The sequence below is a fragment of the Nocardioides pocheonensis genome (assembly GCF_003725535.1).
Lineage (GTDB): Bacteria > Actinomycetota > Actinomycetes > Propionibacteriales > Nocardioidaceae > Marmoricola > Marmoricola pocheonensis.
The window spans coordinates 56971-77479 of the sequence record NZ_RJSF01000046.1; the positions used below are offsets into that span (position 1 = coordinate 56971).

Sequence of the window (20509 nt, forward strand, 5' to 3'; positions counted from 1 at the left end):
TTCGCCAGCGTAGACGCGGGCGGGGACAAGAAATCAGATCCACTTCCCGGTTGTCCTGATCAGGTCCCCGCCGGCCGTCAGGTTTGAACAGGTGGCCGCGGGAAGCCTGGACCCAGACTCGCCCAGGTGGAGGCTTGGGGAGGCACGGGGACCATTGCCACTACGAGCGGCGTGCCTCATCAAGGTTCGCGGCGAGCTTGTCGAGTGCCATCGCCCATCCGGCGGCACCCGGGGATCCTGCGGGAACGCCGAGGTGGGTCAACACCATCCTGGTTCCACCACTGACGTGCTCGAGCTCGACTCTGACCTCGGTCGTGGTGGGGTGACCCTCGGGCATGCCCATCTGCTCCGGTGACTTCACGTTGCCGTTCTCGTCCGACATCGAGTCGGTGTACACGAGGCGCTGGTTCTTGATGACCTCGAGATATTCGCCGGTGAACCACATCTGCATCGTGCCGTCCGACGTCGTCATCTCCATGCACAGCAGACGGATGCCGCCCACGCGCACATCCATCTTGACTACAGGGATGGTTGCTCCGCCTGGGCCGTACCAGGCTGCGAAGTGTTCGGGCTCTGTCCACATCTTCCAGATCAGTTCCGGCGGTGCATCGAGAGTCCGCTCGATCACCAGGTTCTGGCCGTCGTTGTCATCGTTCATCGTCATGGCCCGTCTTTCGTTGCTGGCGGAGTTGTTGGAGGTAGGTGTCCATCCGTTCGAAGCGGGCCTCCCAGACGGGTCGGTACTGCTCGGCCCAGGTCGAGACCTCTTCGAGTGGTGCCGCGTCGAGGGCGCAAGGTCTGAACTGCGCACGTTGACCTCGCACGATCAGCCCGGCGCGTTCGAGCACCTTGAGGTGCTTGGAGATCGCCGGGAGTGAAAGCTCGAACGGTTCGGCGAGCTGGTTGACGTTTGCCTCTCCTTCGGTGAGGCGCGCCAAGATCGCTCGCCGCGTTGAGTTGGCCAGTGCCGCGAAAGTCTCGTCGAGCCGATCCTCCTTGGCCGCCGACGTCGTCCCTGCACTCATAGTTTTCCTATCAGTTAATTAACTGATAGGAAAACTACGCGCTGGGCGGCTCCGAGTCAAGCCCCGCTTAGCCACGACGGTGCACTCGAGACTGAGCACTGGCCCGGTCACACGACCATTGCGGCCGCGAACGGCGCCGACGTCACCCGCGTCGCTGCCCAGAGCAGGCGCCGCGATCTCGGACTGTGATGAGGGCGAAAGAAGCCGAAGTCTGGTGACATGTTAGGGAAGAACTCGGCGGTGCGCCCATCGGGTCGCCCACGACGCCGAGCACGAACTGACCCATGTCGTCCCGAAACTGACGGCCGCCGTAGTCCCGCCTACCCAGCCGACCGGAATGCCCGATAGGTCATTCCGCTGCCGACCGGGCGCGCCAGGCTTGGAATCCACCGACCAGATCGGTGGAGGATCGCAGCCCCAGCTCCTGAAGCGTCGCGGCGGCCAGGCTCGAGCTGTAACCCTCGTTGCAGACGATGATGAACCGCAGGTCGGCTCTGGTCGCAATGGGCAAGCGGTGTGGTGAGGTGGGGTCGAGTCGCCATTCCAGGACGTTGCGGTCGACCACGATGGCGCCGGGCAGGTCACCCTCGCGTTGGCGTTGCTCGAGTGGTCGGATGTCGATGAGGATCGCCCCTTGGGCGATTTCATCGGCGAGGTCCTCGACCTGGACCCGGTCGAGGTTGTTCCGGGCCTGCGCAAGCAGCTTGTCGATTGCCGAGGGGTCTGTCATGGCGCCGCCTCCTCAACGCGATTCTAGGAGGCGCGGGCCCTGACGCGAATCCGGCTGCCGTGGCTCGGGGCGTTGATGATGCCCCGCGGGCGAAGGTGTTCGGGACGTGGCCGGACCGGCTCGATCTCGTAGGCACGGAGCAGCTCGCGGAGGATCTCGACGGACTCCACGAGCGAGAAGGCCGCTCCGATGCACCGGCGGGGGCCGCCCCCGAATGGGATCCATGTGTTCGTTGAAGGGTTCGAGCCGAGGAACCGATCGGGACGGAACTCGCTGACGTCGTCGTGGAGTGCCTCACTGAGCCCGACGAGTCCGAGGGCGGGTGAGACCACGACGCCGGCGGGGAGCCGGTATCCGGCCACGTCGGTGTCTTCGGTGAGGGTGCGGGTGGCCTGGAAGATGACGGGGCGCAGCCGCATGGCCTCCTTGACGACAGCCTCGAGGTACTGGTCACTCTCGAGGCTCGGATTGTCGACAGCCTGTTGAGCGCGGCTCATTGCTTCGGGGTGATGCGCGAGCTCATGCAGCGTCCAGGACAAGGCGGTAGCGGTGGTCTCGTGGCCGGCGAGGAGGAAGGTGATCAGCTGGTCGCGGAGTTCGGCGTCGGTGAGCACGTCGCCGTCGTCGCTCGGGCGAAGCAGGCGCGACAGCAGGTCGTCCCGGTCCGAGGTCGTCGGGTCCGCACGGCGGGCGGCGATCTCGGCGTACAGCAGATTGTCGAGCTCCTGTTGCGCGGCGGCATGGCCTCGCCATGGGGGAAGCTTCTGGAGCTGGGGGTAGCGCCAGGCGAGCAGCATGATCAGGTCGAGGTTGGCGATCTTGGTGACCAGCGGGCGGAGCTCGGCCAGCCGTTCCGGGTCGGTCACCCCGAAGACGACCCGCAGGATGATCTCCAGGGTGATCGCCTGCATGCGTCCGATGGCGGCGAACTCGTCGCCGTCGGACCATCGTTCGATCTCGGCGCGGGCGAGGTCGGCGAACATGGGTCGGTAGCCGTTCAGGGCGCCGGTGGTGAAGGCGGGTGTCAGTAGCTTGCGGGCGCGGGCGTGCTGGCCTTCGTCGAGCAGGAGGAGGGAGTGCTCCCCCATCACGTCGAGCAGGCTCGAGTTGCCCTCGCCTGCGTGGTAAGTCGTGACGTTGCCTGCGAAGACCTGCCGGATGTCCTCGGGATTGGCCAGGGCGACGACCGTGACCATCGACCCGTGTGGCCCGTACGGCATCCGTATCGAGAACACGTCACCATGCTGCTGGTGCAGCCGGCGCATGACGGTTGGCCGGTAGCGCATCAGCAGGATCGCCTGAAGCGCATCCGGCAGGCGAAGGCCGGGAGGCAGGCCGGCCCGCGTCGTGGTCAGTTGAGTCACTCCCGAACCGTACCTTTGGCCATTCGCCGGACAGTCCGGAGATGACGTCATCGAGGCGCGGGGCTGACAGGTCCCGGGCGACGGTGGGTCTCGTACATCCGAGCAAACACCAGCGCACCCGAAACGGCGGTCAGCGCTGCCACGGTCCACACGGATGCCCGCACACCCCACAGGTCGGCGACGACCCCGGACAGGACCGCGCCGACGGCAAAGCCGCCGTCGCGCCACAGGCGGTAGATCCCGACCGACCTCGCGCGCCAGGCGGGGTGGGCGACGTCGCCGATCACGGCGAGCAGGGTCGGGTAGACCATCGCGGTCCCGGCGCCGAGGAGCACGGCTCCCATTGCCCACGGCCCGAAGGAGTCGGAGGCGGCGACGATCCCGAGCGCGCCGGCCTGGGTGAGCATGCCGCCGACGATCAGAGACTTCCGGCCGATTCGATCCGACAGCGCGCCAGTGCCGAGTTGTCCAAGCCCCCACACCGCTGGGTAGATCGCGGCCAGGACGCCGATGCGGCCCACCGAGAGACCAGCGCTGGCGAACAAGAGCGGAAAGAGTCCCCAAGCTAGACCGTCGTTGAGGTTGTTCACCATTCCGGCCTGGCACGCTGCGGACAGGGCCGGCTCACGCAGGCTGGTCTGGGCGAACACCTCACGCTGACTGAGCTCGGCGTGAAGGTGAGCGTCGCTGCCGTCGTCCTTTGCCTTGTGTGCACGAGCTTCCGCGTCCGCGTGCCCGCGGGTCTCGTGCACGAAGATCGTGGACAGGCCGAGTCCGAGGGCAGCGAAGGCGATGCCGAGGTAGAAGGGCTCTGGTCGTAATCCGTGTTCGGCGGCGAGGTAGCCGGTGGCGAGCGCGGTCGCTGCGACCGCGCCGTAGCCGGCGGCCTCGTTGAGGCCCATCGCGAAGCCACGGCGCTCAGGTCCGACGAGGTCGATCTTCATGATCACCGTGGTCGACCAGGTCAGTCCCTGGCTCACACCCAGGAGCACGTTGGCGACGATCACCCACCACCACGACGGCGCCCAGATCAGGAGCAACGGGACGGGCAGGGCGACCAGCCACCCGGCAACCAGGACCGGTTTGCGGCCGTAGCGGTCCGACCAGGTCCCGGCGAGGTAGTTCGTGGCCGCCTTGGCCACCCCGAACGCCAGGATGTAGGTCATCCCGGCGGTGTAGGCATTAAGGTGGAAGACCTGGTCGGCCAGCAGCGGCAGGACAGTGCGTTCCTGGCCGAGCATCCCGCCGACCAGCGCGTTGACCGCGACCAGCAGGGAGAATTGCGCGAGGTTGGCGCGCAGTCCGAGCCTCAAGGGTGACGAGTGGTCGGTGCGGGCAGTTGTCACGGGCCGGACTCCAGGTCGACGCCGTGGGAGGCAGCCCAGTCTGCAGGTCCGCCGAGAAGGACGCGCACCTTGTGCCGTCCGGCACGCTCCAACACGCTGGCCGCGGTCATTGCACGCTCGCCGTGTCCACACATCACGGTCACGAGGCCCGGGGCCATCTTTGGCGCGGTTGCGGCAAGGCCGCCGAGCTCGTGGTGCTCGGCTCCGGGTAGATGCCCGGCGGCGAACTCCGAGTCCTGGCGGATGTCGAGCACGTGCTCATCAGCTCTCAGTGCGTCCGCCGTGGTCAGTCCAGTCGCGGAAGTCGGCAAGCCCTCATCCACCCAGGCCACAAGACCTCCGGCGAGTTCCCCCGCCACGTCGTAGCCGACCTTCGCTGCCTGACCGGCGATCTCGGTCGGGTCCTGGTCAGAGTTGCGGAGTACGACGACCGAGGTGCCGTCGGGCACGAGCCAGCCGAGCCAGGTGGCGAAGGCCGCGCGCAACTCGTTGGACAGTGATCCGGGAACGTGTGCGGCGGCATAGTCGGCGATCGGTCGGACGTCGACGAGCATCGCCCCATCCGCAAGGAGGCGACGCACCTGCTCGACGCCGAGCTGCGCCAGGGCCAGCGGCTCGGGAAGGACCGTGGGTCCGCGTCGGTTCGCTTCGCCGAGGCGATGGAAGTACGTCGGGAAGGATCCGAGTGAGCCGAGGAGCCGGGCCACGAACTCGCCCTCATCGGTGGTCGCCAGCAGTGGGTTGGTGGCTCGCTCGCGGCCGACGGTGCTGGTGCGCTCGGCCCCGGGGGGTGCCGAGCAGAAGGAGCCGGCACCATGGGTGGGCCACACGGCAACCTCGTCAGGCAGCCCCATCAAGCGGTGCAGGGAGTGGTACTGCGCGCGGGCAAGGTCCTCGGTGCGCTCGGGCGCGACGAGGTCGGTCCGCGCGGCTGCTCCGACGATCAGGGAGCCTCCGGTGAACACACCGATTGGAGCGGCGCCGTCGAGGAGTAGAAATGCGAGGTGCTCGTCGGTGTGGCCCGGCGTGGCCCAGGCCTGCAGTCGGAGTCCACCGAGGTCGACCTCGTCGCCGTCGTGCAGCCCGCGGTGTGGGAAGGCTCGTCCGCCGGCGGCCGATGCCAGCACCACGGCGTCGTCGGTGGCGGAGAGCTGGACAGCGCCGGAGAGGAAGTCGGCGTGCAGGTGGGTGTCGGCGGCGTAGGCGATCTTGAGTCCGCGCCGGGCGGCCATTTCTCGTACCGATCGCAGGTCGCGGGAGGCATCGACCGCCAGCGCTCGACCGTCACCCAGATCGACCAGGTAGGCGCTGTTGCCCAGTCCCTCGTCGACCAGCGCCTCGACCTTCACCCCGGTGACGCTCACTCGGGCTTCCCGGCCATGACCAGGACGTAGCCGAGGTAGGGCACGGCTCGTGCCATCCGGGGCATGAGCCACATCATCTTGCGGAAGTACGCCGGACGGGACATACCGCGTGCGACCACCGAGGCCGCGTGCTTGCCCTCGTCTGCCAGGAAGCCTCGCGCGGTCATCATCTCGAAGGGCCCGGACTCGGTGCGTAGGTTGGTCAGACCTGCGCCGCCGTAGATCTCGACCCACTCCTCGACGCTGTCGAACCGCAGTCCCGGGCAGACCTCACCCAGGAAGATCTGTCGTGCCTCCTCGGTCGGCGGACGGAGCCAGAAGAACTCGGTGGCCAGCACCCGACCGCCGGGGCGGCACACTCGCGCGAGTTCCGCGGCGGCCTGCTTGCGGTTGACGAACATGGTGACCGCCTCAGCGACCACGACGTCGAAGGAGTTGTCGGGGTAGGGCAGCGCGAGGATGTCTGCCTCCTCGACGCTGACCCGCGAGGCGACCTTGGAACCTGAGACGTTGGCCGCGGCCCGCTCACGCATCAGCGGGGCGATGTCGGCTGCTACGACCTCGGCGCCGCACTCCTGGGCCAGCCTGATCGCGGTCGTCCCGACCCCGCAGCCGACGTCGAGCACCCGCTCGCCCGGCTGCACGTCGGCCCAGTCGAGCAGCCTGTCGGTCGAGGCACGCCCGCCGGGGTGGATGACCCGCTTGCCCAACACTGCGAGGAACGCATACGGATCGAGCGCCCGCACCTCGTCAGCGGTCAATGTCGCCATCAGATTCACCCCAACCATCATCATCAAGTGATTTCTTGAATACTGACGATCACTCCGAGCATTGTCAAGAGATTGTTTGAATAGTCGGGACCTGAGTCGGCTCCGACGTCAGAAGGTCAGGACCTGGTCAACTGCGACGACCCAGCCGGCAAGCTCGTCCATGGTCGATCGGCTGGCCTCCTCGATCAGGTGCGAGGCAGCCAACCCGCGCGCGTCCAGACAGGTTCCGCAAACAAGCGATCCGCCCGCCGTGGCGGGCGAACCCTTGAAGCATTCGGTCCAGTTGGTAGTAGCCGTCCGGGGTCTTCTGGCCGGCAATCGCGCACGTCACGGCGTCGCCCATCAAGAAGACCGAAACCTCGACATCCTCACGTCGAGCCAGAGCCACGGCTAACCGGACCGCGTTGTAGGTCTCGTCCGATCCGTAGGCGGGACCGTTGATCACGAGCAGGACGGACTTCATGAGCCGGCGCCGCTCACTGGGAGCCGCTCCGCGGCCCACTCCGGGAATCCATCCTCCAGTCTGGCCGCGTTGACGCCGCGGCGGGTGAGCAGGCGTACGGCGTCGTCGGCGTAGACGCAGTAGGGCCCGCGGCAGTAGGCGACCACGTCGGCGCCGTCGGGGATCTCCCCCAGGCGCGACTTCAGGTCCTGGGGCGGAATCGAAATGGCACCACGGATGTGGCCGGCCGCGAACTCCTGCTCCGGCCGAACGTCGAGCACGACGACGTCACCCTGGCGCAGCCGGGTCCGGAGCTGGTCCCGGGTCACTGTGTTGAGTTTGGTCCTGTCCCCCAGGTAGTCCGAGGCGAGGCGGTCCAGCTCTGCGACGTGGAGCTCGGCCGCTTGCCTCATGGTGCGCCACAGCGTGCCGACCAGAGGACTGGACAGTGAGTAGTGAATCCGGGTGCCATCACGGCGGGAGGTGACGAGCCCTGCCTTCAACAGCCGCTGGAGGTGCTGGGAGGTGTTGGCCACGGTCTGCTCGATCTCGGCGGCCAGCTCGTCCACGGAGCGCTCGCCTTGAGCCAGCACGTCGACGAGTTCCGCGCGACGGCCGTTGGCCAGGGCCTTCGCCGCTTCGGCGAGCGCGTCGTACAGGGCCGCTTTGGCCTGATGGTCACCCACCCGTGGACCTCCTCAACTTCTTCTTCAAGAGTTCTCTTGACAAGCATGCCACAGCGGAGTGTTATTCAAGGCATCTCTTGAACAATCGGACCCGAGGTAAGGAGCGTGGTGATGGTGGCAACGGTGGACACGGTCGAGTTGGAGACCAAGGTCAAGGAGATGTACCGCCACGTGGCTCAGGAGCCGGGCGGCAACTACCACTTCGAGCTGGGCGAGCCCCTTGCTCTGCGCGTGGGCTATGACGCCGATCGGCTGAAGAACGTGCCGACCGGGGCAGTCGAGTCGTTCGCGGGCGTGGGCTTCTTCTTCGACCTCGCGGCGCTGACCCGCGGCGAGACGGTGGTCGATCTGGGCAGTGGGTCCGGCATGGACGCCTTCTACGCCGCCGACTACGTGGGATCGTCGGGCCGGGTCGTCGGTATCGACTTCACCCTCGAACAGCTGGAGAAGGCGCGCAAGCTCGCCGCCGGCGCGGGTGCGGCTCAAGTCGAGTTCCTGGAGGGCCGGATCGAGGCGGTTCCACTCCCTGATGCGAGCGTGGACTGTGTGATCTCGAACGGGGTCATCAACCTGGCCCCCGACAAGAACGTGGTGTTCGCCGAAGCAGCACGTGTGCTGCGTCAGGGCGGACGCCTGGCGATCGCCGACATCATCACCGAGAAGCCACTGACCGAGGCGATCGTGTGCAATGCCGACCTGTGGGCATCGTGCATCGGCGGCGCGGCGGAGCAGGAGATCTACCTGCAGGCGATCGAGTCAGCCGGCTTCACGATCGACACGCTGCGAGTCAACACGTACGCGTTCCTCTCCGACCAGGCCCGCAACGCCAGTGCGAAGTACGGCGTCAAGAGCGTCTCTGTCCTCGCGACCAAGTCAGCGTTCTGAGTTGGCACCTCGGTCGTCCTTCCCCGTTGGTGAGGATGTCGCCAGGACGTAGGAAACCTCCGCTGGGATTCCGTCAGGGTGCTGGCAGTGTGCGTCGAAGCCTGCGCTGGCCAGCCACGCCACGCACTGGTCGGTCGTGACATCGTGATAGACGGCTGGGTCGAGCCGCCCGGGCAACGGGTACTCGCGGCCGCGGAAGACAAGGAGGAGCCGGCCACCGGGACGCAGGACTCGGGCGATCTCGGCGATGGTGGCCTCGGGCTCGGTCCAGAAGTAGAGGTTGTGGACCGAGAGCACCGCGTCTTGCGAGTTGTCATCGACTGGGAGCCTTACTCCATCCCCTCGATGGAGCGTCGCGGCGCCTCTCCGGATGAGCTCGGAGTTGCGGCGCCTGGCCAGACTGACCATCTCCTCGGAGACGTCCACACCGGTGACCCGGGTACCGAGGTTTGCAAGGAGACCGAGGGTGCGACCCGGGCCGAAGCCGATCTCGAGGATGTCCTCACCTGGACGGGGTGCAAGGAGGTCCACAGCGGCGTCGTTGGTCTTCGCGGTCTCCTTCACCCACAGCCGCCCGATCAGGGGGCCGGCGAGTCCGTGCGGGTGGGCAGCCTGTTCGGAGAGGTAGCGGGTCAGCGGTCGGGTGGCGGCGGACAGCGCTCGTCGTGGCCAGGGCCTGCGGTCCAGGGAGCATTGGCGAACAAGGGCGGGCATCAGGCACCTCCGGTTGGGTTCATCGATCGAGAGATCATTGCGGCGAGGGTGGTCGCAACGACTGCGTCGTCGTAGGGCGACGGCGAGGCGAGGGGGACGGGGTCGAAGCGGCAGTGCACCCCCCACAGCACGCACAGCTCCACCGTGGTGCGCGCGACCAGGTCGACCGGGCCGGGCAGTCTGAACAAGCCCGCCCGCTGGCGGCTGTCGAGGTAGGCCTCCATGGCGGACATCTGGTTGCCGCGGCCGGTTTCGGACCAGACCTTGCCGAGCTCGGGGAGCTCGGGGGCACAGCGGTCGACGAGCTTGATGGCGACGCGATTGCGCGATAGCCGCTCGTAGAGGTCCACGACGATGCCGGAAAGCTCGGCAGCGGCCTCGACGGGAGTGCGCGGCGGCGCCTGACGCCGCAGCGCCTTAGTGAGAGCCAGGTCGGGGACCTCGGCGGCCAGGCGTCCCGTCACCAGCTCGGCGAGCTCGCCGTCAGCCGGCGCGGGCAGCGGCAGAGCGGTGGTGTCGGGCAGTGGTTCGAGTCTGTCGCCGTAACGAACGGCCGCAGCGAACAAGGCTTCCTTGGTAGCGGCGTAGCCGTAGAGGGTGCCTTTCGCCAGGCCGAGGACGTCGGCAATGTCCTGCACCTGGGTGCGCCGATAGCCGTGGGCCACGAAGACGCGCACCGCGGCCTCAATGACGGCGGGCAGTCTGTCTGGAGGGATAAGGCGTGCCACCCGTTCAGAATAACTGACTGACCCGGTCAGTCAAGTCCGGTTCCTGCAACGCCGCTGACCAGGACCCGTATCCGAGGTCGCAGAGTTGTGCCGGCACCCCATCGCAAGCGACCCTGCCGACACCCTCGGGATCCGTGAGTCCGTCCGGGTCATCGCCGCCTCACCGCCCTGTCGAGGATCGAGGTCGCGGTGCGCGTTTACGTGACCCACACCAGCCCACGGATCAACCCGGGTTCGGTGCCGGACTAGGCGAACGCCACCGTCATAGCGCCGGCCACGACTTCCTCGACGACCTTGGCAGCCCCCACGATGGTGGAGCCCTTCACGAGGTGCTCCTCGGTGATCCCCCGGGGCTTGGCACACGCGCCGCACAGCCAGACCTGGCCGCCGTTGTCGACGAACTCGGCGTACAGGTCGGCGAGGACCGGCAGACCGGGTTGGGCGATTCCGTCGGTTCCGCCCTGGGTGCCGAGCCACACGGCTTCGATCGTGCAGAGCACGATCGCGTCCTGCCCCGTGGCTGCTGCGATGTTCGCGGCGACGAACGGGAGTGTGGCGCGCTCGGGTTCTTCCTTGCCGTAGGTGCAGTTGAAGATCAGCTTGTCGCTCATCTCATTTTCCCCTTTCCACAGTGATGAATAGGCGTCCGTCGCCGGGCACCTCGATCGAAACCACGACATGACCCATCAGGCGGGCCATGGACGGCAGGTCCTCCTTCGCGGCCGGATCGCTCGTGCTAACCACGAGCAGGTCGCCGATCGGGATGCGCTGAATCTGTTGCCGGAACTGCCCGGCGAGCCCGTCGGCGCACCCGAGGTCGCCCGCGTCGTAGTGGTGAACGAGCCCCGACTGCGCGTCCGACTCCACGTCTGCGATCGAGCGGAAGCCTGAGCACAGGAGGTCGATCGCGGTGATGCGATCGTCTCCCCCGACGTCGAGCATCAGGTGCTGCTCGATCAGGTACCAGCCGTTCGGCCTGTGCAGTCGGAGTCGATAGGTCACCGCCGCTCGGCCCTCGACCGCCTCGGCGCTCGATGCCTCGACCTGGAACGGATCGGCGTCGGTGAACCAGCTCGAGAACCAGCCGATTGCGGCGTCGCCGCCCTCGTCGGTCATGAATCCGGGCGGGACCAGCATCCTCATCGCGAGATCGTCGGCCAGCACCGAGCGGGCCGTAGTGAAGTCCCGCGCGGTCAGGGCGTTGAGGAAGACCGTTGCGACATCGCATGGTCCCTGTGCCGTGTCGGGAGACTCTGGGGTCTGGGTGGTCAACATGGCGCTCACCCCTGCTCGACCGGGTAGATCTCGTCGGCGACCAGCCCGTGGGCCTCTCGATGAACCGCGTGCGCGGCGTCCGCATTGGGGGCTTCTACGAGGCAGAAGACCTTGCCGCCCTCCGCGTCTACCCAGTAGTGCAGGTAGCGGACGCCGAAGCGCTGCTGGACCTGGAGGTCGGCCTCGTGGGCGCCCGCGACGTCGGCCAAGGTGGTGCCGTCGGGAAGCGTGTTGTGTACATCCATGTAGAGCGACATTCGTCCTCAGCTCCCTTCGTCTTCGATTCCCTTCTGTTGCTCACGCTAGGAAGCCCACCGTTCCGCGACCGTTCCGCGTTGCACACTGTCCGGAGCCGGGGTTCGCCGTACGATTCGTGAGGTGAACGAGGTCGCGATCCAGCTCCTCGGCCGGTTCTCGGTCGCCGTCGACGGTGCCCCGATTTCTGGCGACGCTTGGCGAAGTCGGCGCGCAGCCGACGTGGTCAAGCTGCTCGCGCTCTCCCCTGACCGCCGCCTGCACCGGTCGCAGGTGATGGAGGCGCTCTGGCCCGAGAGCGATCCGCAGGGCTCGGGCGCCAACCTACGCAAGGCGCTGCACTTCGCTCGACGCGCTACCGGAGACGAGCAGACCATCGTGAGCCAGCAGGGGGTCCTCGTCCTCTGGCCCGACGCCCAGGTCGACACCGACGTCGAGCGTTTCGAGATCGCAGCTCGCCGCGCGCTGGCTGAGGGCGACCCTGCGGCTTGCCGAGCTGTCGCGGACCTGTACGGCGGCGACCTCCTTCCCGATGATCGCTACGAGTCCTGGTTGGCTGAGCCGCACCACCGGTTGCGCCAGCGGTACCTGGATCTCCTTCGGGTCGGAACCTTGTGGGCACGCCTGGCCGAGGAAGACCCCACCGACGAGCAGGCGGCCCGTTCTCTCATGCGGGCTCATCTCGATGCTGGCGAGCGCCGCGAGGCGATTCGGCGCTTTGAAAGGCTCCGCGAGGCCCTGCACGACCAGCTTGGGGTCGGGCCGGATCGCGCGACGATCTCCCTTTACGAGGAAGTCCTCGCTGTCGAAGGTGCCCCCAAGCCCACGGAGGCAGAGCGTGCGCACGCCTTGCTGGCGTGGGCTCTGGTGCACATGAATCGAAACGAGATCGAGGAGGCCGAGCGTGCCGCAGAGGAGGCTCGCGCCATTGCCCTGGACTCCGGCCTGGGCCGGGAACTCGGTGAAGCCGCGGTCATCCTGGCCAAAGTCGCCATGGCTCAAGGCCGATGGCGAGAGCGATTCGCCGAGGAACTCGGTGAGTCCATGCGGCTGCGGGCCAACATGGAGCCCATCGTGTACGACGCCCATCTGTGCCTCGCCGAGTACTACCTCGCGGCCCCAGACGGCTACGAGCTCGCCGCCGACTTCGCGCGCCAGATGATGCAGATCGCCGACGAGGCCGGGTCGGCGACCGGCGCCGCGCTCGCCACGCTCATGCTCGGAGAGGCCGAGCTGCTCGGCGGCCACCTCGTCGAGGCTGAGAAGCACCTCAAGGAGGCGGCCGAGGCCAACGACCGCGAAGGCTGTCTGTCGGGCTCGGCTCTGGCCCGGCAACGGCTCGCTGAAGCCGCCGTGATCAACGGCCGCAAGTTCGACGCCAACCGTCTGCTCAACCGTGCTCGTGCCATCGCGGTCCGCTCAGACCTTGCCAGCCACCTCATGGTTCGTGTTTTCGGCACCATGATCCGGGCTGCCGATGAGAAGCAGATGCTCACGGTTCTGCGCGTGGCGGAGCGCGAGCTGGGCCAGATGCGTTCGTGCGAGCCGTGCTCGATGGGCTACCTGACCAGTGCCGCAGCTGCCTGCGCACGAGCCGGGGATCTGAACCGAGCACGCGCCTTCCTCACCGAAGCGGAACGGATCGCGGGCATGTGGCAAGGCGGTTTGTGGAGCGGCGCCGTCTGGGAGGCCCGCGGCGTACTCCGGCACGCGGAAGGCGCGCATGAACAGGCCCGTGCCATGTACGCAGAGGCCGCGCAGGAATACACACGCGCCGGGAACGATTCGGATGCTGTCCGGTGCACGGAAGCCGCGAGCCAGTTGCCGAGCCACGCCGCCGCGGAGTAGGCGCTCCAACGGACGGTGGCCACCGCTCCCCCGGTCACGACCTCGATGCCGCTGATCTTCAGGGGAGGGCCCGAGGTCCCGACAAGTGCCGGCGGTCTCGTCCGCGGGGCCCCTCAGATCGCTCCGAGGTTGAGTCGCCTGGCTTCCTCGGCGGCGCGTTCGGAGGCACGGGCGCGGGTGTAGCGGATGAGCATGTCGGTGCGGGTCCAGCCGGCGATGGCCATGAGTCCGGATTCGGATCCCCCGGCGGCGAGCCAGCGGTGGGCGGCGGTGTGCCGGAGGCGGTGGGGCCGGAAGCCTTGGACGCCGGCGCGGGTGGCGCGGCGGCGCAGTGCGCGACTGAGTCCTTCGCGGCCGAACTGCTTGCCGCGGTTGCCCAGCCACAGGTCAGGTGACGCGGCGCGTGGGTGTTGTTCGCGTTCGGCGAGGTAGCGCAGCAGGGCTTCGGTGGTGGCCTGGCCGATCGGGATGACGCGGCCGCGGCCGCCTTTGCCGCGGCGGATGGTGATGAGGCGGCTGATGAGGTCGACGTCGTCGAGGTGGAGGTCGGCGACCTCGCCGGATCGGATGGCGGTCTCGAACATCAGTCGGATGATCGCCTCGTCGCGTCGGTGGTGCAGCGTGTGCGCTGAGGGGGTTGCGCCCTCTTCAAGCTCGGGTACGGCGCAGGTGCGGATGAGGGCGCGAAGTTCGTTGTCGGTGAACGGTTCGACCAGGGGTGTTTGGACACGGGGTGCCTTCATGCCGGGGAACGGGTTGGACGGGATGTCACCGCCGGCGGTGAGCCAGGTGGCGAAGCGGCGCACGGCTTGTTGCCGGATGCGGGCGGTGCCAGGCGCATTGCCACCATCGAGCATGCCCGCGACCCATGTATTCAGGGAGGCACGGCTCATCGGGAGCTGATCGGTCTCGGCGCACCAGCGCAGGTAGCGGGTGGCGCAGTCGGCGTAGACCGCGATGGTGCCGGGGGCCTTGTTCTCGGCGCGGAGCGCGAGCTTCCAGGAGTCGAGGTGGTCGAGGGCGGCGGTGACGGTCAATTCGGTCATGGCCGCACTGCACAGCCAGCCCTCGTCCGGGCTCACCGCCGGGATGGCGGCTGTGAAGGTGATGGGTGGACCAGTCGGTCCCGGTTGTCCGGAAAACCCGTCACTAAGTGGACACTTGATCAAGTTCGTAAATGCTTTCAGGCTCGGAATCCGTAGATTCCGAGCCTGAAATTCGTAGCGGGGGCAGGATTTGAACCTGCGACCTCTGGATGAAGTCAGCCACCTACCCGCGGTTGCTCGTCAGTGCCCGATCCAGCGCATCCTTGCTGGTAGCGCTTGCGACTGGGCGCTCTGACGATGCTCACTGTAACCCGTCGATACTCACCGTCGCGCAGGAGTATCTGGCCCGTTGATGGCCCCTGATCGAATCTCACCGCTGGCCAGCCCAGGTACGGCACTGCGCGTCGCGAGATACCCACACCGCCGTTTCGCGGATGTCCGGATCAGCCGATGAGCGGGCACAGGGGCTTTGTAGCTCCGTTCAGCCGCGGTTTAGTGCTTTGTCTAGTGCTGCGGTTCGAGCCTCGAGGAAGGTCCGGGAGACGGCGGCTTTGGCTTGGATGGAGTCGAAGTTGTGGTACGCACCGGGTACGACGTGCAGCGTGGTGGCGACGCCGGCTTGCTGCAGGCGGTGGGCGTAGGTGACGTCCTCATCGTGGAACAGGTCGTTGGTGCCGACGCCAATCCATGCGGGCGGAAGGCCGGCGAGGTCCTCGTAGCGGGCGGGCGCGGCCAGCGGGGGCACGTTGCCGCCAGCGGTGGCCGGACCGAGGTAGGAGCGCCAGCCGAACCGGTTGCTGGCCGGGCTCCAGATGCGGAGCCTCCGCGGGTTGATGTCGGTGCGGGTGGTGGTCCGGTCGTCGAGCATCGGGTAGGACAGCATTTGCAGGACCGGATGGATCTCGCCGCGTTCTCTGGCCAGTAGTGCCAGCGCGGCGGCCAGACCTCCGCCGGCGCTCTCGCCGCCGATGGCGATGCGTGCGGGGTCGATGTCGGGCTGGCGGGCGAGCCATCGCAGTGCGGTGTAGCAGTCATCCAGTGGCGTGGGGAACGGGTGTTCGGGGGCGAGCCGGTACTCCACCGAGACGACGACGATGCCCAGCTGATCGGCGATCCGGCGGCAGAAGTCGCTGTCCTGCGCCGCGTCGCCGAGCACCATTCCGCCGCCGTGGATCCACAACAGTGCCGGAGTTCGAGGCCTGGGCGACGGCGGTCGGAAGACGTGTACGGACACGTCGGCGTCCACGGAGACGACCTGCGCGTCCAGCCGTCGACCGCGCCCGGTGAGCTTGGTCAGGACGCGGAGCGTGGAAAGCGTTCGGGCGTTGATGATGGTGCGGGGAAGGAACCGCGCGCCGCGCAGCTCTGGGTGGAAGGGCTGCTCGGCCGTCACGTTCTTGTCGGATGGAGGGCGTGCTGGTTGTTTGCTGCGCTGCTTCATGACTCTCCTCGGGAGATCTGCAAAACGAGTGGTGGGTGGATTCAGCAGAGTCAGGTCGGCATCTTGTTGAACCGGCGGATGACGCGGTCGAAGCTGCGGGCCGGGGCGACGCGGTAGACCGCGTTGATGGTCCGGGCGGTCGTGCCGGCGGTGCGTCGTAGCTTGGGGTTCCGGTCGGTGGCCGCCGCGAGGATCACCTTGGCGACCACGGCGGGGTCGTCGCCGTTGCTGAGGTTCTTGGCGAGCAGCTCGTCGTAGTTGCGCCGTCCCGCCGCGTAGAGCGGCATGGGGGTGTCGGCCTCCACGCTGTGGCCGGCGAACGGGGTGTTGATCGGGCCCGGCTCGACGAGCAGGACCCGGATGCCTTGGTCGCGGACCTCGTGGTCCAGCGACTGGGAGTAGCCGTTGACCGCGTGCTTGGTCGCGACGTAGAGAGTCATGAAAGGGCTCGGGATGAACCCGCTGAGGGAGGACACATTGATGATGCGTCCGCTGCCTTGGGCGCGCATGTGCGGCAGCACCGCCTTGGACATCCGCATGACCCCGTAGACATTGATGTCGAAGATGTCCTCCGTTTGGGCGATCGAGAACTCCTCCGCTGCCCCCGTTGAGCCGACACCGGCGTTGTTGACCAGGACGTCGATGCGCCCGAACCGGTCGATCACCTCCTTGACCGCCAAGGCGACCGATTCGTCGCTAGTCACGTCGAGGTCAAGGTAAGTGACCCCCGCGGGGGCGGTGAGACGCGCGGTGTTGCGGCCGGTTCCGATCACATCGAAACCTGCTGCGACCAAGGCGACCGCCGTGGCTTTGCCGATGCCTGACGAGGCGCCGGTTACCAGCGCGACCTGCGAAGTAGTGAGGTTGCTCATGAGATCTCCTGTGGTCGAAGTACACCGATCAGTGTACTTCTGAGACGGTACACCGTTCGGTTTACTTTCCGCAAGAGGCGACCTACAATCGAGGCCGTGACCACCACCACCCAGACCCGCAAGCCGGGAGCGCGCGCCAGGCTCATCGCCGCAGCCGAGCGCCTCTTCTATGCCGAGGGCATTCACGCCGTCGGTGTCGACAGGCTGTGCGCCGAAGCCGGGGTGTCCAAGCGGTCGCTCTACCAACATTTCGGGGGCAAGGACGACGTCGTGACCGCCATGGTGCAGGCACGAGCAGACGAGTTCGGACGCCAACTGACCGGTGAAAATCGGTCGCCTCGGGGGCGGGTCCTGGTCGTCTTCGAGGCGCTGGACCGCGGCTCTGAGGCACCCGACTTCCACGGGTGCCCCTTCGTCGGCGCCGTGACCGAGCTGAAGGATCGCGATCATCCTGCCGCACGGCTCGCGCGCGAGCAGAAGAACCGACTCACCGAATACTTCCAAGCCGCCCTGATCGACGGCGGGGCCCGCGATCCCGGCCTGCTCGCACCCCAGCTCACCCTGATCTTCGACGGCGCCAGCGCCCACGCAATGATGCATTTCGGATCGACGCCGGCGACTCGTCAAGCGGTCGAGACGCTGCTGAGTGCACACGGAATGTGACCGAAGCCGGTACCGAGCCTGGAATTCCTCAAGCGCCAGGGACCGAGCGCCTCGCACCAAGATCAGCCCGTCTGCGCCGGGGCGCCTCGGAACGTGCGTCGGTAGGCGAGCGGGGAGACACCGATCGCGGCGTTGAGGTGCTCGCGCAAGGACGTGCCACCCGCGAAGCCGACCCGGGCGGCGACCTCATCGACCGCGAGGTCCGTGGATTCCAGCAGATGCCGAGCGCGGCCGACGCGCTGCTGGATCAGCCACCGGCCCGGGCTCATGCCCACCTCCTCGTTGAAGCGGCGCGTGAAGGTGCGCACGCTCATGTGGGAGTGCGAGGCCAGATCGGCGAGCGTCAGGGGGTGATGGAGGTTCTCCAGGACCCACTGGCGCGCGGCGGAGGTCCCGCTCGAGGTGTTCTGGGGAACGGGATGCTCGATGTACTGCGCCTGGCCGCCGTCGCGCCACGGAGGGGCGACGCAGATCCTCGCCACCTGGTTCGCGATCTCGCTGCCGTGGTCCGCGCGAACGAGGTGCAGGCAGACGTCGATGCCGGACGCTGCGCCTGCCGAGGTCAGTACGTCCCCGTCATCGACGAATAGGACGTCCGGGTCGAGCGCCACCTGCGGGTACCACTCACGGAAGAGGTCAACGAGGCACCAGTGCGTCGTCGCCGGTCTTCCGTCCAGCAGTCCTGCTGCTGCCAGCACGAAGGCGCCCGAGCAGATCGACACGATGCGCGTCCCGGGCGACATGAACCTGAGCGCGTGCGCGAGGGCTGTCGGCGCCGCCCGGCTGATCTCAGAGGTCTCGAACGGCGGGACGATGACCGTGTCCGCGGTGCGCAGCACCTCGGGACCGTGCTCGACGGTGATCGAGAAGTCGGCGTTGGTCCGCACCGCGCGGCCGTCTGCGGAGCAGGTCAGGACCTCGTAACGACCGAACGCGGCTCCGAAGACGCGGTGCGGGATACCCAGCTCGAAGGGATAGACCCCGTCGGGGGCGAGGACGACGACACGATGAGCAGTGGTCATGGCAGGATCCCGTCGCAAGAGGCAGAACGAGCCATCATACGCCGACTCAATCGCTCGAGCCGCCTCCCATACGACCCGAGCTGAGTGCCCGTTCGTACGTCTCCCGATTCAGCAGAGGGAGCTCGCCAGTGGCGTTCGTCGTGGCGATGTACTCACGCATCCGGCCCTGAGCCTCCTTCGACTGATCCCGCACCAGGAACTCTCCGTGCTCGAACTGCAAGCCGCGTTCGAGGGGCAGGGTGCTGCCGAAGTAGACCGAGCGCTTGATCGCCCCGAGCGACTTCTTCGCTCGCAGGCTCATGTACTCGGCGCGCTCGATCGAGCGCGCCAGTACCTGGTCCTGAGGGACCACTTCGTCGATCGCGCCGAGCGCGAGGGCCTCTGCCGGGGTGAACGCACGACCTTCGAGAACGGCGACGAGCGCCTGCTGCGTGCCGATCAGGCGAGGCAGTCGCTGAGAGCCGCCGCCACCCGGCGTCAGGGCGAGCAGGACCTCTGACAGACCGATCGCATAGTCCCCATCCGCCATGATGCGCAGGTCACACGCCCAGGCCAGTTCGGCGCCGACGGCGAGAGCCGACCCGTTGAGAGCCGCGATGAAGATGGTGCCGCTTGCATTCATCTTCAGGAACGTCGCGTGGAAGCTGTCGAGCTGCAGGAGAGTCTTCAGGCGGGTCCTTCTTGCGAGGGTTCTGACAACCGGCAGTCGGTTGATGAGCCTCGCCATGCGTGCGACCAGTCGAGCGAGGCGGGTGTTGATCGGCGGGAATCCGGTTCCACCTTCCTGGAGCCAGGCGACATCGGAGTGGCTCAAGAAACGTTCAGGATGCGTGCCCGTGAAGATGACCGCGTGAATGTCGGGATCGCGGTCGACCCGATCGACCAGCTCCTTGAGCTCTTTGGCCATCGTGGCGTCGAACAGGGCATGTGGGCCCCCGTCGAGACGGGCGATAAGCACCCCGGTCTCGCCCTCGACGGCGATGTGCCCTTCGGGCTGCGTGCCAGATCCATGTGGACCACCGACCGCCGGCGAGTGGGACCCGGTCATGACGGTCCCCCGACGGTGAGCACGATCTTGCCTGTGGTCCGGCCGGTCTCGCCGAGGGCATGGGCCTTCGCGGCCTCGGCGAGGGGGAATGTCGCCTCGATGTGGGCGTGGAGCGCACCGGCTTCGACGAGCTCGGCGATGGCTTGCATTCCTGCGCGGTCGTCCTCGACGAGAAGCCTCTCGAACCGGATACCGCGCTCGGTGATGTCAGCCAGCTCCTCGGGCTCGATGGGCACAGGAAGGATCGAGACGAGGGTGCCGCCCGGTCGTATCACGGCGAGCGAGCGGGCGCGGCCAGCGGTGTCCATGGAGATCGAGTCGAGGACCACGTCGATGTCCTTCACCGCCTCGGCGACGTCTACCGTCTGGTAGTCGATGGCCTCGTCTACCCCGAGAGAGAGCAGGAAGTCGTGCTTGGCGGCGCTGGCGGTTCCGATGACATACGCGCCGCGGGACCTTGCGATCTGGACAGCCAGATGGCCGACTCCACCCGCCGCCGCGTGGATGAGGACCCGTTGACCTGGCTGGACATCGGCGGTCTCGACGAGTGCCTGGTAAGCGGTCAGTGCGGCAAGCGGCAGGGCCCCGGCCTGGACGTGGTCGATTCCGGCAGGCTTGTGGACGAACGCCCGGGCGGGGGCGGTCACGTATTCCGCGTGGGCGCCGACTCCGCGCGGGTAGGGCAGCATGCCGAATACCTCGTCGCCCGGTTTGAACACGGTGACACCGGTGCCAATAGCCTCGACCACGCCGGACACGTCCCAGCCGAGTACGGCCGGCAACATGTCGACACTCATCGGAACAGCCCGGTTCCACCAGTCGGTCGGGTTGAGGCCGGAGGCCCGGACGGCGATCAGGATCTCGCTCAGGCCCGGTGTGGGCCGGGGCACCTCCACCTCCTCGAGGACCTCTGGAGGCCCGTGGATCTCTTGGCGAATGGCTCGCATGGTCGTGGCGGTCGTCGTCATGCTTCCAGCGTGTCCGG

23 protein-coding genes and 1 pseudogene are annotated in these 20509 nt (G+C 67.4%); 3 read left to right on the forward strand and 21 right to left on the reverse strand.

From position 1 onward, the window contains the following. Positions 1 to 160 precede the first annotated feature (160 nt). From EFL26_RS19845 to EFL26_RS19885, 10 genes and pseudogenes are all read right to left on the reverse strand, one after another. A complete protein-coding gene (locus EFL26_RS19845; protein WP_221177071.1) occupies positions 161 to 664 on the reverse strand; it encodes an SRPBCC family protein in 504 nt (167 codons plus the stop codon). Continuing rightward, positions 648 to 1025 carry an ArsR/SmtB family transcription factor gene (locus EFL26_RS19850; RefSeq protein ID WP_123224654.1) on the reverse strand — a complete coding sequence of 126 codons (378 nt, stop codon included), beginning with the start codon at positions 1023 to 1025 and terminating at the stop codon, positions 648 to 650. Before EFL26_RS19850 ends, EFL26_RS19845 begins: the two co-directional genes overlap by 17 nt. A gap of 349 nt (positions 1026 to 1374) precedes the next feature. Beyond that, positions 1375 to 1755 (reverse strand): rhodanese-like domain-containing protein, encoded by a 381-nt coding sequence (locus tag EFL26_RS19855; RefSeq protein ID WP_123224655.1) that lies wholly within the window; start codon positions 1753 to 1755, stop codon positions 1375 to 1377. A 23-nt stretch (positions 1756 to 1778) separates the two neighbouring features. Then, positions 1779 to 3119, reverse strand: coding sequence for a cytochrome P450 (locus tag EFL26_RS19860; RefSeq protein ID WP_246000299.1), 1341 nt, complete (start codon positions 3117 to 3119; stop codon positions 1779 to 1781). 47 nt (positions 3120 to 3166) lie between these two features. Further along, on the reverse strand, positions 3167 to 4465 hold the full coding sequence (locus tag EFL26_RS19865) for an MFS transporter (RefSeq protein ID WP_246000300.1): 1299 nt from the start codon (positions 4463 to 4465) through the stop codon (positions 3167 to 3169). Beyond that, positions 4462 to 5829, reverse strand: a complete 1368-nt coding sequence (locus tag EFL26_RS19870; protein ID WP_123224657.1) for an MBL fold metallo-hydrolase — start codon at positions 5827 to 5829, stop codon at positions 4462 to 4464. The genes EFL26_RS19865 and EFL26_RS19870 overlap by 4 nt, the downstream gene beginning before the upstream one ends. Continuing rightward, positions 5826 to 6599: a class I SAM-dependent methyltransferase gene (locus tag EFL26_RS19875; protein ID WP_183408286.1), complete on the reverse strand. Its 774-nt coding sequence runs from the start codon at positions 6597 to 6599 to the stop codon at positions 5826 to 5828. The genes EFL26_RS19870 and EFL26_RS19875 overlap by 4 nt, the downstream gene beginning before the upstream one ends. 108 nt (positions 6600 to 6707) lie before the next feature. After that, the gene (locus EFL26_RS25030) at positions 6708 to 6917 is read right to left on the reverse strand and encodes a DsrE family protein (RefSeq protein ID WP_425464120.1); all 210 of its coding nucleotides are present in this window, start codon (positions 6915 to 6917) and stop codon (positions 6708 to 6710) included. Next, positions 6850 to 7062 (reverse strand): annotated as a pseudogene (locus EFL26_RS25035) (DsrE/DsrF/TusD sulfur relay family protein); the annotation flags it as partial. The pseudogene EFL26_RS25035 and the gene EFL26_RS25030, both read right to left, overlap by 68 nt. Next, positions 7059 to 7727: an ArsR/SmtB family transcription factor gene (locus tag EFL26_RS19885; protein WP_123224659.1), complete on the reverse strand. Its 669-nt coding sequence runs from the start codon at positions 7725 to 7727 to the stop codon at positions 7059 to 7061. The pseudogene EFL26_RS25035 and the gene EFL26_RS19885, both read right to left, overlap by 4 nt. Before the next feature lie 111 nt (positions 7728 to 7838). Between EFL26_RS19885 and EFL26_RS19890 the strand changes: the two genes are divergently transcribed. Beyond that, positions 7839 to 8612 carry a methyltransferase domain-containing protein gene (locus EFL26_RS19890; protein WP_123224660.1) on the forward strand — a complete coding sequence of 258 codons (774 nt, stop codon included), beginning with the start codon at positions 7839 to 7841 and terminating at the stop codon, positions 8610 to 8612. Here the strand turns inward: EFL26_RS19890 and EFL26_RS19895 are convergent. The 5 genes from EFL26_RS19895 to EFL26_RS19915 form a co-directional block, all read right to left on the reverse strand. Continuing rightward, positions 8601 to 9176: a class I SAM-dependent methyltransferase gene (locus EFL26_RS19895; protein ID WP_183408287.1), complete on the reverse strand. Its 576-nt coding sequence runs from the start codon at positions 9174 to 9176 to the stop codon at positions 8601 to 8603. The genes EFL26_RS19890 and EFL26_RS19895 overlap by 12 nt on opposite strands. 149 nt (positions 9177 to 9325) lie before the next feature. Continuing rightward, positions 9326 to 10054, reverse strand: a complete 729-nt coding sequence (locus EFL26_RS19900; RefSeq protein ID WP_123224662.1) for a TetR/AcrR family transcriptional regulator — start codon at positions 10052 to 10054, stop codon at positions 9326 to 9328. 245 nt (positions 10055 to 10299) lie between these two features. Next, entirely contained in the window at positions 10300 to 10665 is a 366-nt protein-coding gene (locus tag EFL26_RS19905; RefSeq protein WP_123224663.1) for a DsrE family protein, read from the reverse strand. 1 nt (position 10666) lies between these two features. Beyond that, a complete protein-coding gene (locus EFL26_RS19910; protein ID WP_123224819.1) occupies positions 10667 to 11329 on the reverse strand; it encodes a sulfurtransferase TusA family protein in 663 nt (220 codons plus the stop codon). Between the two features lie 5 nt (positions 11330 to 11334). Beyond that, complete coding sequence (locus EFL26_RS19915) at positions 11335 to 11574, reverse strand: DUF4242 domain-containing protein (protein ID WP_246000301.1); 240 nt, start codon at positions 11572 to 11574, stop codon at positions 11335 to 11337. Positions 11575 to 11707: 133 nt separating this feature from the next. Here EFL26_RS19915 and EFL26_RS19920 point away from each other — a divergent pair, with 133 nt between their 5' ends. After that, entirely contained in the window at positions 11708 to 13432 is a 1725-nt protein-coding gene (locus EFL26_RS19920; RefSeq protein ID WP_246000302.1) for an AfsR/SARP family transcriptional regulator, read from the forward strand. Positions 13433 to 13545: 113 nt separating this feature from the next. Here the strand turns inward: EFL26_RS19920 and EFL26_RS24370 are convergent, their stop codons facing one another. The 3 genes from EFL26_RS24370 to EFL26_RS19935 form a co-directional block, all read right to left on the reverse strand. Continuing rightward, a complete protein-coding gene (locus EFL26_RS24370; protein ID WP_246000303.1) occupies positions 13546 to 14514 on the reverse strand; it encodes a tyrosine-type recombinase/integrase in 969 nt (322 codons plus the stop codon). Between the two features lie 445 nt (positions 14515 to 14959). Beyond that, complete coding sequence (locus EFL26_RS19930) at positions 14960 to 15919, reverse strand: alpha/beta hydrolase (RefSeq protein ID WP_123224666.1); 960 nt, start codon at positions 15917 to 15919, stop codon at positions 14960 to 14962. A 50-nt stretch (positions 15920 to 15969) separates the two neighbouring features. Next, the gene (locus tag EFL26_RS19935) at positions 15970 to 16791 is read right to left on the reverse strand and encodes an oxidoreductase (RefSeq protein WP_123224667.1); all 822 of its coding nucleotides are present in this window, start codon (positions 16789 to 16791) and stop codon (positions 15970 to 15972) included. Between the two features lie 96 nt (positions 16792 to 16887). Here EFL26_RS19935 and EFL26_RS19940 point away from each other — a divergent pair, with 96 nt between their 5' ends. Further along, complete coding sequence (locus tag EFL26_RS19940) at positions 16888 to 17454, forward strand: TetR/AcrR family transcriptional regulator (RefSeq protein ID WP_123224668.1); 567 nt, start codon at positions 16888 to 16890, stop codon at positions 17452 to 17454. Between the two features lie 62 nt (positions 17455 to 17516). On the opposite strand, the gene EFL26_RS19945 is transcribed toward EFL26_RS19940, so the two are convergent. The 3 genes from EFL26_RS19945 to EFL26_RS19955 are packed head-to-tail and all read right to left on the reverse strand — an operon-like array spanning position 17517 to position 20492. Next, positions 17517 to 18476, reverse strand: coding sequence for a GlxA family transcriptional regulator (locus EFL26_RS19945; RefSeq protein ID WP_123224669.1), 960 nt, complete (start codon positions 18474 to 18476; stop codon positions 17517 to 17519). A gap of 46 nt (positions 18477 to 18522) precedes the next feature. After that, positions 18523 to 19524: an enoyl-CoA hydratase/isomerase family protein gene (locus tag EFL26_RS19950; RefSeq protein ID WP_123224670.1), complete on the reverse strand. Its 1002-nt coding sequence runs from the start codon at positions 19522 to 19524 to the stop codon at positions 18523 to 18525. After that, on the reverse strand, positions 19521 to 20492 hold the full coding sequence (locus tag EFL26_RS19955; RefSeq protein ID WP_221177073.1) for an NADP-dependent oxidoreductase: 972 nt from the start codon (positions 20490 to 20492) through the stop codon (positions 19521 to 19523). The genes EFL26_RS19950 and EFL26_RS19955 overlap by 4 nt, the downstream gene beginning before the upstream one ends. Positions 20493 to 20509: the final 17 nt, after the last annotated feature.

Bases quoted from the DNA above. Each gene is read 5' to 3' on its own strand.
- EFL26_RS19845 (WP_221177071.1), bottom strand. From the start codon at position 664: ATGACGATGAACGATGACAACGACGGCCAGAACCTGGTGATCGAGCGG.
- EFL26_RS19850 (WP_123224654.1), bottom strand. From the start codon at position 1,025: ATGAGTGCAGGGACGACGTCGGCGGCCAAGGAGGATCGGCTCGACGAG.
- EFL26_RS19855 (WP_123224655.1), bottom strand. From the start codon at position 1,755: ATGACAGACCCCTCGGCAATCGACAAGCTGCTTGCGCAGGCCCGGAAC.
- EFL26_RS19875 (WP_183408286.1), bottom strand. From the start codon at position 6,599: ATGGCGACATTGACCGCTGACGAGGTGCGGGCGCTCGATCCGTATGCG.
- EFL26_RS19890 (WP_123224660.1), top strand. From the start codon at position 7,839: ATGGTGGCAACGGTGGACACGGTCGAGTTGGAGACCAAGGTCAAGGAG.
- EFL26_RS19905 (WP_123224663.1), bottom strand. From the start codon at position 10,665: ATGAGCGACAAGCTGATCTTCAACTGCACCTACGGCAAGGAAGAACCC.
- EFL26_RS19910 (WP_123224819.1), bottom strand. From the start codon at position 11,329: ATGTTGACCACCCAGACCCCAGAGTCTCCCGACACGGCACAGGGACCA.
- EFL26_RS19915 (WP_246000301.1), bottom strand. From the start codon at position 11,574: ATGGATGTACACAACACGCTTCCCGACGGCACCACCTTGGCCGACGTC.
- EFL26_RS19930 (WP_123224666.1), bottom strand. From the start codon at position 15,919: ATGAAGCAGCGCAGCAAACAACCAGCACGCCCTCCATCCGACAAGAAC.
- EFL26_RS19935 (WP_123224667.1), bottom strand. From the start codon at position 16,791: ATGAGCAACCTCACTACTTCGCAGGTCGCGCTGGTAACCGGCGCCTCG.
- EFL26_RS19945 (WP_123224669.1), bottom strand. From the start codon at position 18,476: ATGACCACTGCTCATCGTGTCGTCGTCCTCGCCCCCGACGGGGTCTAT.
- EFL26_RS19950 (WP_123224670.1), bottom strand. From the start codon at position 19,524: ATGACCGGGTCCCACTCGCCGGCGGTCGGTGGTCCACATGGATCTGGC.
- EFL26_RS19955 (WP_221177073.1), bottom strand. From the start codon at position 20,492: ATGACGACGACCGCCACGACCATGCGAGCCATTCGCCAAGAGATCCAC.